This is a genomic window from Polyangium fumosum (assembly GCF_005144585.1).
Classification (GTDB): domain Bacteria; phylum Myxococcota_A; class Polyangia; order Polyangiales; family Polyangiaceae; genus Polyangium; species Polyangium fumosum.
Genome location: NZ_SSMQ01000012.1, coordinates 72662 through 85205, shown reverse-complemented (window position 1 = coordinate 85205; position 12544 = coordinate 72662). Strand labels below are relative to the sequence as shown.

The 12544-nt window shown below is 68.4% G+C and carries 14 protein-coding genes; 8 read left to right on the top strand and 6 right to left on the bottom strand.

Translation table 11 applies throughout. The features are described from left to right. Entirely contained in the window at positions 1–690 is a 690-nt protein-coding gene (locus E8A74_RS13900) for an NUDIX hydrolase (protein WP_136929473.1), read from the bottom strand. Between the two features lie 383 nt (positions 691–1073). Here E8A74_RS13900 and E8A74_RS13895 point away from each other — a divergent pair, with 383 nt between their 5' ends. Next, the gene (locus tag E8A74_RS13895) at positions 1074–3479 is read left to right on the top strand and encodes a right-handed parallel beta-helix repeat-containing protein (RefSeq protein WP_136929472.1); all 2406 of its coding nucleotides are present in this window, start codon (positions 1074–1076) and stop codon (positions 3477–3479) included. Between the two features lie 181 nt (positions 3480–3660). Here the strand turns inward: E8A74_RS13895 and E8A74_RS13890 are convergent, their stop codons facing one another. Next, positions 3661–4692, bottom strand: coding sequence for a pirin family protein (locus E8A74_RS13890; RefSeq protein WP_136929471.1), 1032 nt, complete (start codon positions 4690–4692; stop codon positions 3661–3663). A 1-nt stretch (position 4693) separates the two neighbouring features. Beyond that, on the bottom strand, positions 4694–5317 hold the full coding sequence (locus tag E8A74_RS13885; RefSeq protein ID WP_136929470.1) for an NAD(P)-dependent oxidoreductase: 624 nt from the start codon (positions 5315–5317) through the stop codon (positions 4694–4696). Positions 5318–5375: 58 nt separating this feature from the next. Between E8A74_RS13885 and msrP the strand changes: the two genes are divergently transcribed. Next, positions 5376–6395, top strand: coding sequence for a protein-methionine-sulfoxide reductase catalytic subunit MsrP (gene msrP, locus E8A74_RS13880; protein WP_136929587.1), 1020 nt, complete (start codon positions 5376–5378; stop codon positions 6393–6395). Continuing rightward, positions 6395–7048: a protein-methionine-sulfoxide reductase heme-binding subunit MsrQ gene (locus E8A74_RS13875; protein WP_136929469.1), complete on the top strand. Its 654-nt coding sequence runs from the start codon at positions 6395–6397 to the stop codon at positions 7046–7048. Before msrP ends, E8A74_RS13875 begins: the two co-directional genes overlap by 1 nt. Here the strand turns inward: E8A74_RS13875 and E8A74_RS13870 are convergent. Then, a complete protein-coding gene (locus E8A74_RS13870) occupies positions 7045–7836 on the bottom strand; it encodes a DUF6585 family protein (protein WP_136929468.1) in 792 nt (263 codons plus the stop codon). The two genes, E8A74_RS13875 and E8A74_RS13870, sit on opposite strands and share 4 nt — an antisense overlap. A 60-nt stretch (positions 7837–7896) precedes the next feature. Between E8A74_RS13870 and E8A74_RS13865 the strand changes: the two genes are divergently transcribed. Both E8A74_RS13865 and E8A74_RS13860 read left to right on the top strand, forming a co-directional pair. Continuing rightward, positions 7897–8682 (top strand): ABC transporter permease, encoded by a 786-nt coding sequence (locus E8A74_RS13865; RefSeq protein WP_136929467.1) that lies wholly within the window; start codon positions 7897–7899, stop codon positions 8680–8682. A 7-nt stretch (positions 8683–8689) separates the two neighbouring features. Next, a complete protein-coding gene (locus E8A74_RS13860; RefSeq protein ID WP_136929466.1) occupies positions 8690–9541 on the top strand; it encodes an acyl-CoA thioesterase in 852 nt (283 codons plus the stop codon). Here the strand turns inward: E8A74_RS13860 and E8A74_RS13855 are convergent. Both E8A74_RS13855 and E8A74_RS13850 read right to left on the bottom strand, forming a co-directional pair. Continuing rightward, positions 9492–10325 carry a sterol desaturase family protein gene (locus tag E8A74_RS13855; protein WP_136929465.1) on the bottom strand — a complete coding sequence of 278 codons (834 nt, stop codon included), beginning with the start codon at positions 10323–10325 and terminating at the stop codon, positions 9492–9494. The genes E8A74_RS13860 and E8A74_RS13855 overlap by 50 nt on opposite strands. Further along, complete coding sequence (locus E8A74_RS13850) at positions 10312–10707, bottom strand: hypothetical protein (protein ID WP_136929464.1); 396 nt, start codon at positions 10705–10707, stop codon at positions 10312–10314. Before E8A74_RS13850 ends, E8A74_RS13855 begins: the two co-directional genes overlap by 14 nt. Before the next feature lie 69 nt (positions 10708–10776). Between E8A74_RS13850 and E8A74_RS13845 the strand changes: the two genes are divergently transcribed. The 3 genes from E8A74_RS13845 to E8A74_RS13835 are packed head-to-tail and all read left to right on the top strand — an operon-like array spanning position 10777 to position 12532. Then, entirely contained in the window at positions 10777–11358 is a 582-nt protein-coding gene (locus tag E8A74_RS13845) for a hypothetical protein (RefSeq protein ID WP_136929463.1), read from the top strand. After that, positions 11352–11924: a hypothetical protein gene (locus E8A74_RS13840; protein ID WP_136929462.1), complete on the top strand. Its 573-nt coding sequence runs from the start codon at positions 11352–11354 to the stop codon at positions 11922–11924. The genes E8A74_RS13845 and E8A74_RS13840 overlap by 7 nt, the downstream gene beginning before the upstream one ends. Continuing rightward, positions 11921–12532 (top strand): hypothetical protein, encoded by a 612-nt coding sequence (locus E8A74_RS13835; protein ID WP_136929461.1) that lies wholly within the window; start codon positions 11921–11923, stop codon positions 12530–12532. The genes E8A74_RS13840 and E8A74_RS13835 overlap by 4 nt, the downstream gene beginning before the upstream one ends. The last annotated feature ends 12 nt before the right edge of the window (positions 12533–12544 follow it).

Sequence of the window (12544 nt, the reverse complement as noted above, 5' to 3'; positions counted from 1 at the left end):
TCAAATCTCGAACAAAAAGCCCTCTTTTTCGAGCTTGCGGTACGTCTTTTCGTCGAACGTATAAAGCCGCGCCGCCCGGTGCGCGACGTCCTGCTCGACCTCGTCGAGCTCGACCAAGAGCCCCGTCGCGGCCACTTTCTTGCGGAAGTTTCGCTTGTCGAGCTCGTACCCGAGCACCTTCTCGTACACGCGCTGGAGCTGCGTGAGCGTGAACTTCTTGGGCAAGAGCTCGAACCCGATCGGCGCATACCGCACCTTGCCGCGTAGGCGCGTGATCGCCTTGTCGACGATGGTTTCGTGATCGAAGGCGAGCTTCGGCAGGTCGTCGATCGCGAACCATGCTGCCTCCCGCGCGTCCGTGGCGGCGCGGACCCTGTGCTCGGAGAGCTTCACGAGCGCGTAATAGGTCACCGAAACGACACGCTCGCGCGGATCCCGGTCGACGGCCCCGAACGTATAAAGCTGTTCGAGGTACACCTTTTCGATGCCCGCCTCCTCGCGCAGCTCACGCCGCGCGGCCTCGTCGAGCGTCTCTTCGAGGCGCACGAACCCGCCAGGCAACGCCCAGCGCCCGGCGAAAGGATCGACGCCGCGCCGAATGAGGAGGACCTTGAGATCCTCCTCGTCGAGGCCAAACACGACGCAGTCCACGGCGAGCGCCGGGCGCGGATAACGGTAGGTCACGCTCATGATTGGTCCGTGTAGGATGTACACGAACCTTAGTGTCGAATCGACACCACGTCAAGAGCGCGCGTGATCACGCCTGGAAGATCGGCGAGACGTGGAGGATCGTTCAGGTCTCGACCCGCTCCACCCGCCCATCCGCATGCCGCGCGAACCGCCCCTCCTCGCGCCCGTGCACCGGATCGTCGGCCGTTCACGGCCACGGGCTCGACCCGAAGTCGCGATCCCGACCTTCACCACGCGCCGACGCTACCACGGTCGCCCCACGACCACCGTCGAGCCCGCGTGGACGACGGACAGGACGGCAGGGTTCTGGCGGGTTCGCTCATCATCAAACGAAGGACGGTTTTGGGGAGTTCTGGACGCCAGGAAAGTCCGATACTGCGGCGATGAAACTACGACTCCGCGGTATCGCGTTCGGAGCCGCCACGCTCTTCGCGAGCATGGGCTCTGCACACGCAGATGGGCCGCCCCGTCTGACGAAGACGTATCCTCATGACGCGTTCCTGGTGACCGTGGCGGACGCTGCGACGTTGCAGGACGCCCTGGACACCCACGGCATCGTGCGCCTCGAGCGCGGGAGCTACCTTGCGTCGCCGCCCCTCGTCTTGCGCAGCGGGCAGCAACTCTACGGGCTGCGGAGCGAGCTGCCTCTGCTCACGATCGAGCCGGGCGCCACGGGGATCATCCTGGCCAACGTGCTCCTGGACTTCGCAAAGGGGGCCGTGTTTCCCCCGTCGGATCTGGTCACGCGACACAACCTCTTCTTCGAGCTCCGCCGCGGCATCAGGGTCGAGGGCGCGACGCTGGAAGAGAACACCTTCCTCGGCATGGAAGGTGGGACGATCCACATCGACACGAGCGCGGGTGGGTGGCTGCGCAACAACCGCTTCATCCGCATTCGCACGCAAGGGGATGGGCCGCTCCTGACGATGCTCGGAGACCCCGGGCACAAGTCCTATGGAAACGTCTTCCTGTGGGGCAACCACCTCACCGGCCCGAACAATACGGCGTCGGTCTCGGGACAGCGAGACGTGACCCTCGTGGGCTGGGACGACGAACCCTACGCCTCCAACACGGCCGATCCGATGTATCGCTTCGGGGACGTCGAGACGCTGAGGCTCTGGGCGCTGGGCGGGTACAGCCCCACCACGAATCAGCCGCTGTTCGACATCGACGCGACCGAGGTGCAGCTCAGTTCGGTGAATATGGGTGGGGTATCTCCCACGCCCATCACGCTGCGCGCTTCCGTCGCGCGCGCCTTCGCGTTCGGCTCGCGCCCGATCGAGGACAAGAACCCTGCGGGCCTGCGCCTGTTCGGGGACAACAGCATCAACAACAACTCGGGCTCCACCCTGAAGGATCACGACGAGCTCGTCACCGGACCTCTGCCCCAGGCGACCGCGGACGCGCTGACCGCGATGTACACCACCCACACGGGAGAGGTCTGGGAGCGCCCCGTCTTCGATCCCATCCCCGATCCGGCGGGACCGAACTGGAATCACGATCTCGCATCGAAGCCCGACTCGACGGCGATGTTGCAGGAGCGCATTGACAACGAGGCCGCGGTGCTCCTCGAGCCTGGCATCTACTACATCTCGAGCCCGCTCCTGGTGCGCGGAGACACCACGATCATCGGAAGCGGTCCGGACGTCACCGCCATTGTCGCGAAGGACCCCAGCATCGAGGTCTTCGTCGACGACGACAGGACAGACCAAGAGTACCGCTACGGCATCACGATCGCAGACCTCACGCTCCAGGGGGGGCGCAACGGCGTGCACCATTACGGCCCGCCCGGTGTGCTCCGGCATTACTCTGAGTTTCTCTTCTCGAACCTGGTCTTCCGCAACTTCAGCCAAGCCGGCTTCTTCATCGACCAGACCGGCGGCTTCGACAATGGCGTCTTCTACAACGTCTCCTTTGTCGACTCGGATGTCGGGTTCAAGCAATACGTCGACCCGGCAGCCGATCAGGGTGGGGTGAACACCGGGTACATCGACAAGGTGATGTTCTATGGCAACCAGTTCGTGGGCAACCGCATCGGCATGGAGCTGCGGGCCCATCGCGCCAACAACCTCAACTCCGTCGTCAACAGCCGGTTCCAGGGCAACACCGAGGGCACCCTCCTCGCGCAGAGTAGCAACCACCTGCAACTGGTGAACAGCGACATCATCAACAACGGGGGCGCGCCGACCGTACAGGGCGTCGCCGACGTCATCAGCTGCTACTTCCGCGCCGATGAGCTGGGCGTCTCGATGCTGAACAGCGGAAACGTCGAGGGCACGCGCTTCGAGCGTGGCTCCTCCTCCACCGCCAAGATCTACGAGCAGCCGGAGGACCCGTTCTACGCGCCGAACGGCGCCTGGTTCGACTGGTCGTACAACTACGTCGTCAACTCCACGGCCGACGACATCGACGTCGGCAACGTCGAGTTCGGCATCTTCCTCAACAATGACCTGCCGGCGCGGCCCGACCTCAGCAAGCCCGCCGCGACGGTCTGGATTGGTCAGGTCACGACGGTCGCCGACGGAGCGGTCAACCCACGGGCGCAGCTCCTGGTCGGCGCCAACTACGCCGAGCCAGGCACCGGTGGCGGCGGAGGCGGTGGTGGCGGCGGCGGAGACGGTGGTGGCGGCGGCGGAGACGGTGGCGGAGGCACCGGAAACGGAGACAGCGGAGGCGCCGGCTGCGGCTGCGTGGCCCCCCGTTCCAGCGGCTCGCCCTGGTGGCTTCTGCCGGTGTTCTTGTTTGCGCTAAGTCGACGCCGCAGCCGTACGCACACTCCCCTGTCCTAGCGCGGCCGCGGCAATGGCCCGGGGGGGGTGATGGCGAGTAGGCTTGGAGCATGCAGCGATCACCGACCTCGGGCAGCACGACCGAGCGGACTCGTCAAAAGCAGTGCGCTCAAGACAAATAGCCCGCCCATTTCACTCTCGCGCATCGGGCCTGGAAAAGCGTCCTGACGTGGCTCCTCCGTCAGCTTCCCACCCGCTCCACCTGCCCATCCGCATGCCGCGCGAACCGACCTTCCTCGCGCCCATGCACCGGGTCGTCGCTCGGCCACGGCCACCCGCCGAAGCGGGTCCGCTGGTAATCCATCATCGCGCGCTGGATCTGCTCGCGGGTGTTCATCACGAACGGACCGTACTGCACGACCGGCTGCCCGATCGGGCGTCCCTGCAAGAGCAGGATCTCGGTCTCCGTGTCGCCGGCCTGGAGCCGCGCGTCCACGTCGCTCCGCACCCGCGCCGCCACGTGCCCCGCGAGCGCATGCTCGCCGATGCGCAACGACGTGCCTTTGAAGAAATACAACGTCCGCACCGATTGCGGGTGCGCCGCCTTCGGCAGCGTCCACGTGGCGCCCGGGGCCATTCGAATGCTCCAGATCGCGATGTCCGTGTCCGGCCGCGACGCCCACGATTTCGGCGGCGGCGAAGGCGCACGTTTCCCGTCGAGCGACCCCGCGATCACCGTGACCTCCGTGGATCGCCCCGCCTCGTCGAGGAAAACGCACCGCGGGATCGTATCACTCCACAGCATCGCGAAGTGCGGCGGCACGAGTTTGTCCTCCGCCGGCAGGTTCAGCCAGATCTGAAACAGCTCGGCCGGGTTCGGGTTCGTCCGGTCGAGCAGCGGGAACATCTCGGAATGGACGATGCCCCCGCCCGCCGTCAGCCATTGCACGTCGCCCGCGCCGAAGCGCGCCGCCGCGCCGAGCGAGTCCGCGTGATCGATGAGCCCACGCCGCACGATCGTCACCGTCTCGAAGCCGCGATGCGGGTGCTGCGGGAAGCCGGGCACGACCTCGCCGTGGTACATCCGCCAGCCGTCCTTGCCGGCGAAATCCTGACCGATGTTGCGCCCCGCGAGCGACGCGGCCGGCCCCATGCGCTCGTTGCCCGGGGGGTAAGCGTCGTCGTGGTGCACGCAAAAGAGGAAAGGATCGGCCGTCTCCCAGGGGAAACCAAGGGGGCGTGTCTCTTGCACGATGTCGTTCGCGGAGCTCATCTCAATACCCGATTCCCACGGCGGCGCGGACGTATTTCATCGCCATCATCTCGGCCACCATGAACTCGGCGAGGTCCGCCCGGCTGACTTCGTACGACTTGCCGGCGGGCCCGTCCTTCACGATCTTGTAATCACCCCTCTTCGGTCCGTCGAGGAGGCGCGGCGGGCGCACGATGGTCCAGTCGGAGTCGCTCGCGCGGAGGCGCTCCTCCGCCCTTCGTTGATCGGCGTACACGTGCCGCGCCATCCATCGACCCCCGGTCCGGTACCAGAACGGCTCGTTCGGATCCTCGATGGTCCCGGCCGACGTCACGCACACGAACCTGCGCACGTGGGCCTCCGCCATCGCCCACAGGATGGCCGCGAACCCGTCCGAAAACAGATTCGTCTCGCCGAAGTCCCTGCCGGTCCCGAGCGCTGAGATGACCGCGTCGACGCCGCGCATCGCGGGCCCGACGTGGCCCCACTCGAGTACGTCTCCTTGCACGAGCTCGAGGCGCGGCGACCAGGCGCCGACGGCCGCGGGCCTGCGCGCGAACGCCCGCACCTCGTACCCCGCGTCGATCGCCTGCGTGACGACCTCCCGACCGGTGGGCCCCGAAGCCCCGAAGACCAAGATCTTCATGCGCCGATCATCGTACGTCGGGCGCGACGTCGCAACGCGTATCGCCTACAATGCGGCCATGCGCAGGCTGCCCACGCCGCCCCCGAGCTCCGAGATCACGCCCGAAGCACGGTACCTGCGCCGCCGCGAAATCCTCAAGAGCGCCGGGCTCTTCGTGGGGACGGCCGCGGCGATGGGCACGGGCCTCGTCGCGCTCACGGGCCGAGGCCGCCGCGCGACGATCACCGCCGAGCCGCTGCCCGCGGGCCTCGTGGTGCCGTCCGCGTCCGCGGCGCCCACCGCGCCCTCGAGCTCGGCCGCTGCGCGCAATCCCTTCACCACCGACGAGCCGCGCACGCCTTACGAGGACGTGACGACGTACAACAACTATTACGAGCTCGGCCTCGACAAGGAAGATCCGGCGCGGAACGCGAAGACCCTGAAGCCCCGGCCGTGGACGGTGGTGTTCGAGGGCGAGATCAAAAAGCCCCAGCGGGTCGACATCGATACGCTCTTGAAATGGTTTCCCCTGGAGGAGCGCGTCTACCGCATGCGTTGCGTGGAGACGTGGTCGATGGTGATCCCGTGGCTCGGCTTTCCGCTGGGAAAGCTGCTCGAACGGCTCGAACCGACGTCGCGGGCGAAGTACGTCGCGTTCAACACGCTGATGGATCCGGAGCAGCTCCCGTTCCAGCTCACGGACGTGCTCGAATGGCCTTACCGCGAGGGACTGCGCCTCGACGAGGCCATGCACCCGCTCACGATGCTCGCGGCCGGGCTCTACGGCAAATCGCTCCCCGGGCAAAACGGCGCCCCGCTGCGGCTCGTCGTGCCGTGGAAGTATGGGTTCAAGGGGATCAAGTCGATCGTGCGGATCGCGCTCGTCGAGAAGGAGCCGCAGACGTCCTGGAACATGGCGGCCCCGCGTGAATACGGGTTTTACGCGAACGTGAACCCGCAAGTGGCCCACCCGCGCTGGAGCCAGGCGATGGAGCGGCGCATCGGGGACCTCGAAAAACGGCCGACGCTCCCGTTCAACGGCTACGCGGAGGAGGTCGCGTCCCTCTATGCGGGCATGGACCTCCGGATGTCTTACTGATGGCGACGAGCGTTCTCCCCACCCCGGACAAACCCGCCGCGCCGCGCGCCGGCGCGGGCAAGCTCGGCTGGCTCGTCCCTGCGATCGTCACGGGGGGCCTCGTTCCAGCCGTCGTCCTCGCGGCGCGCGCGGCGCGAGGCGACCTCGGGGCGAACCCGATCGCCGAGGCGATGAACCAGCTCGGGCTGCTCGCGCTCGTCCTTTTGGTCCTCTCGCTCGCCGCGACGCCGCTCCAGATCGTCACGGGCTGGAAATGGCCGATCCGCATCCGCAAAGCGCTCGGCCTGCTCGGCTTCTTTTACGTCTGCGCGCATTTCCTGGTCTACGCGGTCGTCGATCAATCGCTCGCCCTTCGCGCGATCGCCTCCGACATCACGAAGCGCCCGTTCATCCTCGTGGGGTTCGCCGGGTTCGTCTTGCTCCTCCCGCTGGCCGCGACGTCGACCGCGAAGGCCCTCAAGCGGATGGGGTTTGCCCGGTGGAAACGATTGCACAGGCTCGCGTACGTGGTCGCGATCCTCGGCGTCGTGCATTTCGTGATGCGCGTGAAGAAGGACGTGACGGAGCCGGCGATCTACGGGGCCGTGCTCGCGGGGCTCTTCCTGATCCGGATCATGAACTGGGCGAGGGAGCGCGGAAACAAGCGCGGTTAGGCCGGGCCTCCCGCCAATCGACCCACCCCGAACCGCCCTGCCACGGCGAGCAGGACGCCCACGTTCCGCACCTCCTCGGTCGGCAGCAGGATCCGATTGCCCGAGGTGAGCCGCACTTCGAGCCACCGGAACGAGAGCTGCATCGCGTCGACGTGGTTCCACGGCGACTCGCCCGGACCGTAGTGAATGCCGGATGCGCCGACCACCATCGGCCCGAACCGCAGGCTCTCGCCCGCGTCGATCGACGCCTCCGTCTCCGCGAGCACCCGCGCGATCGTCTCCGTTTGCACCCGCGTGGCCAGGTCCCGCGCGCCATCGAGCTCCGTCGGCAGTTCGATCACGCGGCCGTCGCGTGTCCCGATCCGCACGATAACCTCGGGTGCTCGTACGGGCTCGTAGAATCGCGCCCACAGGCCCGTCACGTCGTCCCAGGAGAAACAGTATTTCCCCCTGTGGCTGGTGATGCACATCCCCTCGTCGTGTACGGTCACGCGTCCGTGGACGCGACGCGCGTAGGTGCGCAGCGCGAACGCCGCGCCGGTCCCGACCACGCTCGCTTGCAGGAAGGCCAGAGCCCATATACCGGGATCCGAGCCGCCGCCGAGCGGCGAGAGCAGCAGCGCGAGCGCGACGAGGCCCGCGGCCGAACCCACGGCGAGGTACCCCACGCGCCCCAGCTTGCTCGATCGGTACGTCGCGACGGGCGGGCCAAAGGAGAGCGGAGCCGCGCGGTAGGGGCTGAGCGCGCGGGCTCTCGTATCGTTCGGGGCTTCGAGGCGCGGGGGCACGGGGAGCGTGAGTATAACCGCGTCCGGCCCGGGGCGTGCTAGCCTCCGCGCGGACGCGAGATGCGGTATCTCTCCCTGCTCGGCCTCCAGCTCCGCAAGTCCGCGACCCTCGCGATGCAATATCGCTGGGATTTCGTGGTCAGCGGGGTCCTCGCCCTGCTCTGGACGGTCGCAGGCCTCGTGCCGTTCCACGTGGCCTTCCACGGCCGGCCGCCCGTCGGGGGCTGGACGTACGAGACCGCGCTCGTCGTCGTGGGCTTTTTCACGCTGCTCCGGGGCGTGCTCGACGGCGCGGTGAACCCCTCGCTCCTCACGGTCGTGCAGCAGATCCGCGAGGGCACGCTCGATTTCGTGCTGCTCAAGCCCGCCGACGCGCAGTTCCTCGTCTCGACCACGAAGTTCGAGGTCTTCCGCGTGTTCGACGCGATCGCCGGGCTCGCGCTCGTCACGGTCGCATTCGTGCGCCTCGGGCGCGTCCCGAGCCCGGTCGGCGTGCTGACGGCGCTCGCCATGCTCGCGGCGGCCACGGTGGTCCTTTATTCGATCTGGATCCTCGTGATCGCCGCGGCATTCTGGGTGGTTCGCGTGGACAACCTCGCGTACCTCTTCGATTCGCTCTTCGATTTCGCGCGCTGGCCCGTGTCCGTGTTCAAGGGGGTCTGGAAGATCGTGTTCACCTTCGTCATCCCGCTCGGCGTGATGACGACGTACCCGGCCGAAGCGCTGCTCGGCGCGCTCGCCGGGCAGACCGCCGTGGCCTCGATCGTCGGCGCAGCCCTGCTCGCCGTGATGGCGCGGGCCGTCTGGATCCGCGCGATCGGCCATTATACCTCCGCTTCGAGTTGACCCCCCGATGCCCGCCGATCTCGCCCTCGACACCGCCGTCACGCCCGTCCCCGGCTCGCCCGGCCATTACACGACGAACCTCCCCGACGCCTGGAGTTGGCACCTGCCCTCGGGCGGCGTGCTCATGACCGTGGCGCTGCGCGCGATCGAGGCCACGATCGCCGATGCGACGTTTCGCCCCGTCTCGGCGACGACGGTCTTTTGCAGCCCCGTCCCCGCCGGTCCGCTCGACATTCGCGTCGAGCTGCTCCGGCGCGGCAATGCGGCCGTGCAGGCGCGCGCCGCGCTCCGCGCGCAATCTTCCTCGGAGACGGACCTCGAGGTGAGCGCGACGTTCGCCCGCGAGCGGCCAGGCTTCGACCTGCTCGACACGGCGCCGCCGCGCGTGCCGGATCCCGAGGAGGCGCCGTCGATCGTGGAGCCACGCCGCTCGGTCGCGGGACGCAGCGAATACCCGTTCCTCGATAATTTCGATTCGCGCCTCGCGCTCGGGCACGTCTGGTGGAAGCCGGGCTGGCCCGCGGGCTCGGCCCGTTATGCGCGGTGGATGCGGTACAAGATCCCGCAGCGCCTCGCCGACGGCACGCTCGATCCCTTCGCGATCCCGCCGATCGCGGACCTGATGCCGCCGGCCCTGCGCCAGAAGCTCGGCCCGGAGGGCCCACATTTCCACGCGCCGAGCCTGGACCTCACGGTGCATTTCCTCGACCCCACGACGAGCGATTGGCACCTCGTGAGCGTGTGGGCGCGAAGAGCGCGGGCGGGGTATGCGACGGCGGAGGCGGAGGTCTGGGGCGCGGACGGCAAGCTCACGGCGTACGCGACGCAGACGATGTTTCTGCGGAAGCCGACGCGGTAGCGGGCAAGAACGGCGCGAGGAGGAGCCCGAGGTAGCTCTTCGGCGCGGCGAAGGAGACGCCAAGGTCGTAGGCCTCGTCCTTCGCGGGGCAATGGTGTGTCCCGAAAAGCACGTCGAGGAAGGGCGCGACGTTCGCGAAGTTGTGCTGCGTGCGTTCGAGGCGCGCGTGGTGCCAGTGGTGGAGCTCGGGCGCGCCGAGGAGCCATTTCAGCGGGCCGAGGGGCAGGCGCACGTTGGAGTGGATGAAGATGGCCCACACGCCCCGGAGGACGATGAGGCCCGCGAGCGCCCGCGGCGCGAAGCCGAGCGCGAGCGCCGGCAGGTTCGTCGCGAGCTGCGTGAGGACGCCGTCGACCGGATGCTCGCGATGCGCCGCGACCCAGTCGAGGAGCTCGCTCGTGTGATGCACGGCGTGGAAACGCCAGAGGACATCGAAACGGTGGCATGCCCGGTGGTACCCATACACGCAAAGGTCGCCGAGCAGGACCACGAGGACGGCCTGGACGACGAAGGGTTGCGCCGCGAAAAACGCGCGGGGCCCTTCCGGCAAGTGGCCGCCGATCCACGCCGAGGCCGTGCGCGCGACGAAGATCGCGAGGGCGTTCCAGACGAGGTATTGGCCGAAGAAGAAGCAAAGATCGAGGACGAGGGCAGGCCGGAGGATGCGCTGGTGTCTGGCCGGAAAAACGCGCTCCAGCGGGACGAACATGACCACGAGCACAGCGAGGCTCGCGAGCGCGGCCCAGAGGGCGTCGAGCGCCTGCGAGAGCTCAGCGCTGGGCATGGGTGTTCGAGGGGGCTGCGTTGTTCGAGGGCGGTACGTCTTGAAGGATGCCCGACTCGCCCTTCGGGGCCGCGGAGCCTTGGGGTTTGGGCCGGAACAACTTCCCCGATTTCGTCGTGCCGAACATCTCGTCGCCCACGTCGAGCGAGCCCGTGGAATCCGGCGCGGCGGCGGGGTTTCCGGGCATGGGCCCCGGCGTGGTGGAAAGCGCAGGCGGCGGGACGGCGGCGCTGGGCTCGGGGAGGGTCGAGGACGCAGGGGGCCCGTTGCGGGCACATCCGGTCGAGAGCGAGGCCTGGGTCACGAGGACGCCGAGGATGCCGAGCGAGAGCAGCAAGGTGGCCACGCGGAGGAGGAGCGAGGAGCGCGGAGGAGCAGGCATGGTCCCTTCGACGTACGAGACCCCCGCGCGCGTTGACGAATCCTTCGAGGACCCGCACGATGCCTCGCCATGGAACGAACCAAGGCGCGCTCGGCGGCGCTCCTGTCGCTCGTGGCCGCGCTCGCTCTACCTACCCCCACGCGCGCGGACGCCGTCCCGCCCCCGCCGACCTCGTGTCCCAGCGAGACCCACGGCATCACGGGGCACGCCGGCACGGGCTGCGCGCCCGACACCTGCCCTCTCGGCTCGAACCCCGCCGTCTGCGACGCCAGCGCCCGGCCCTGCTGCTTGATGGAGGTGTGCAGCCCCCGCGACGCGAGGTCGTGCGCGCCGGGACAGGCATGCGTCGAGGTGCGGATGTGCGTGGCACCTGGGGTCATCCCGATGCGGGGACATCGCGTCGGCGAGTGGCGCGAGGCCGTGAGCTACGTGAACGAGGACAAGGGGTGCGCTCCGGGCTCGACGCAGGAAATCGTGGCCACGTGCATGACGAAGACCACGTCCGCCGTCAGCGCCCCGGGCCGCCGCCGCGGCGGCGGTATCTGCTCGATGGGTCTCGACGGGGCGGACGAATCCCCCGCGCTGCCGCTCGCCGCGGGCGGGATGGTTTGTCTCGGCGTATGGGCGAGGAGGCGCAAGGCCCGATGCTGAAATGGCTGATCCTCGGGCTCGTGGTGTTCTTGATCTACCGGCTCGCGATGAAGCGGCCGCGCTACGATCGGCTGTTCTCCCCGGACCACCTGATGGAGCTGTCGCGCGGGCTCGGTCGCGCCAAGGAGGCCGCGCTCGCGGGTGTGGGGCTAGCGCCACCCGCAGATCCGTTCGCCGCGGGCAATGCATTCATCACGTCCGCCGATATCGCGATCGCGTACACGGTCGCGAGGGAGGGCGAGGAGGACGGCCACGAGCACCACGTCTCGATGTCCTATCGCGGCGGCGCCTTCGCCCGCGCGGCCGGGGGATTTCTGGCCGCGGCGATCCTCCGCCTGCTCGGCGTGGAGGAGAAGCCGAACGTGCTCGCGGTCTCGAACAGCGGCGTCTATCACCTGGTGTTCAAGATCCCCGCCGCGGAAGAAGCGCGTTTCGCGGCGAAGAGCGTCCCGGTGCTCGACGAGGAGGCCGCGCGGGCCTTGCTCGGCACGGCCATGGACGAGCGGGGCCCGCTGCTCGCGCGCCTCGGCAAGCTCGACGTGAAGGTGCCGAAGGGAGGCGCGTGAAGCCGACGCACATCGCCGACCGAAGGGCGCGCGAGGAGCTGTCGCGGCTCCTCGAACGCTTCGCCCGCAGGCGCCGCCCGATCCGGGTCGTGAAAAAATCCGAATACTGGCACCAGCGGGCCGCGGGCGCGGCGCTCTGGGCCGTGACGTTCGGCGGCCAGAACAAGTACCTCACCCATTACGTGACGACGCTCGGCCACACGATCTACGTGCCCGACGATTTCGACGGCTGGGAGCCCACCCGCGCGCTCGAAATCCTCCGCCACGAGGCCGTGCACGTGGCGCAATTCGAGCGGTACGGCTGGGTCGTCATGGTCCTCTTCTACGGCGTCCTGCCCTTGCCGATGGGCCTCGCCTGGTTCCGCGCCCGCTTCGAGTGGGAGGCGTACGAAGAGACGCTGCGCGCCGTCGCCGAGATCGAGGGCCTCGCCGCGGCCCGCGCCCCCGCGCTGCGGGCGGAGATCGTGCGGCGCTTCACGGGGCCGGATTATGGCTGGATGTGGCCCTTCCCGCGCACGGTGGAGCGCTGGATCGACGAGGCGCTCGTGAGGATCGAGGGCGAGCTCGCGCGAAAGGCGCCCTCGACACCGTCGGCCGACACGCTGTAGCCTCTCTCCCCC

Excerpts from the sequence above, each read along its gene's own strand:
- E8A74_RS13865 (WP_136929467.1), top strand. The coding sequence starts at position 7,897 with ATGCGGTATCTCTCCCTGCTCGGCCTCCAGCTCCGCAAGTCCGCGACC.
- E8A74_RS13885 (WP_136929470.1), bottom strand. The coding sequence starts at position 5,317 with ATGAAGATCTTGGTCTTCGGGGCTTCGGGGCCCACCGGTCGGGAGGTC.
- E8A74_RS13840 (WP_136929462.1), top strand. The coding sequence starts at position 11,352 with ATGCTGAAATGGCTGATCCTCGGGCTCGTGGTGTTCTTGATCTACCGG.
- E8A74_RS13860 (WP_136929466.1), top strand. The coding sequence starts at position 8,690 with ATGCCCGCCGATCTCGCCCTCGACACCGCCGTCACGCCCGTCCCCGGC.
- E8A74_RS13850 (WP_136929464.1), bottom strand. The coding sequence starts at position 10,707 with ATGCCTGCTCCTCCGCGCTCCTCGCTCCTCCTCCGCGTGGCCACCTTG.
- E8A74_RS13900 (WP_136929473.1), bottom strand. The coding sequence starts at position 690 with ATGAGCGTGACCTACCGTTATCCGCGCCCGGCGCTCGCCGTGGACTGC.
- E8A74_RS13855 (WP_136929465.1), bottom strand. The coding sequence starts at position 10,325 with ATGCCCAGCGCTGAGCTCTCGCAGGCGCTCGACGCCCTCTGGGCCGCG.
- E8A74_RS13845 (WP_136929463.1), top strand. The coding sequence starts at position 10,777 with ATGGAACGAACCAAGGCGCGCTCGGCGGCGCTCCTGTCGCTCGTGGCC.
- E8A74_RS13875 (WP_136929469.1), top strand. The coding sequence starts at position 6,395 with ATGGCGACGAGCGTTCTCCCCACCCCGGACAAACCCGCCGCGCCGCGC.
- E8A74_RS13890 (WP_136929471.1), bottom strand. The coding sequence starts at position 4,692 with ATGAGCTCCGCGAACGACATCGTGCAAGAGACACGCCCCCTTGGTTTC.
- E8A74_RS13895 (WP_136929472.1), top strand. The coding sequence starts at position 1,074 with ATGAAACTACGACTCCGCGGTATCGCGTTCGGAGCCGCCACGCTCTTC.
- msrP (WP_136929587.1), top strand. The coding sequence starts at position 5,376 with ATGCGCAGGCTGCCCACGCCGCCCCCGAGCTCCGAGATCACGCCCGAA.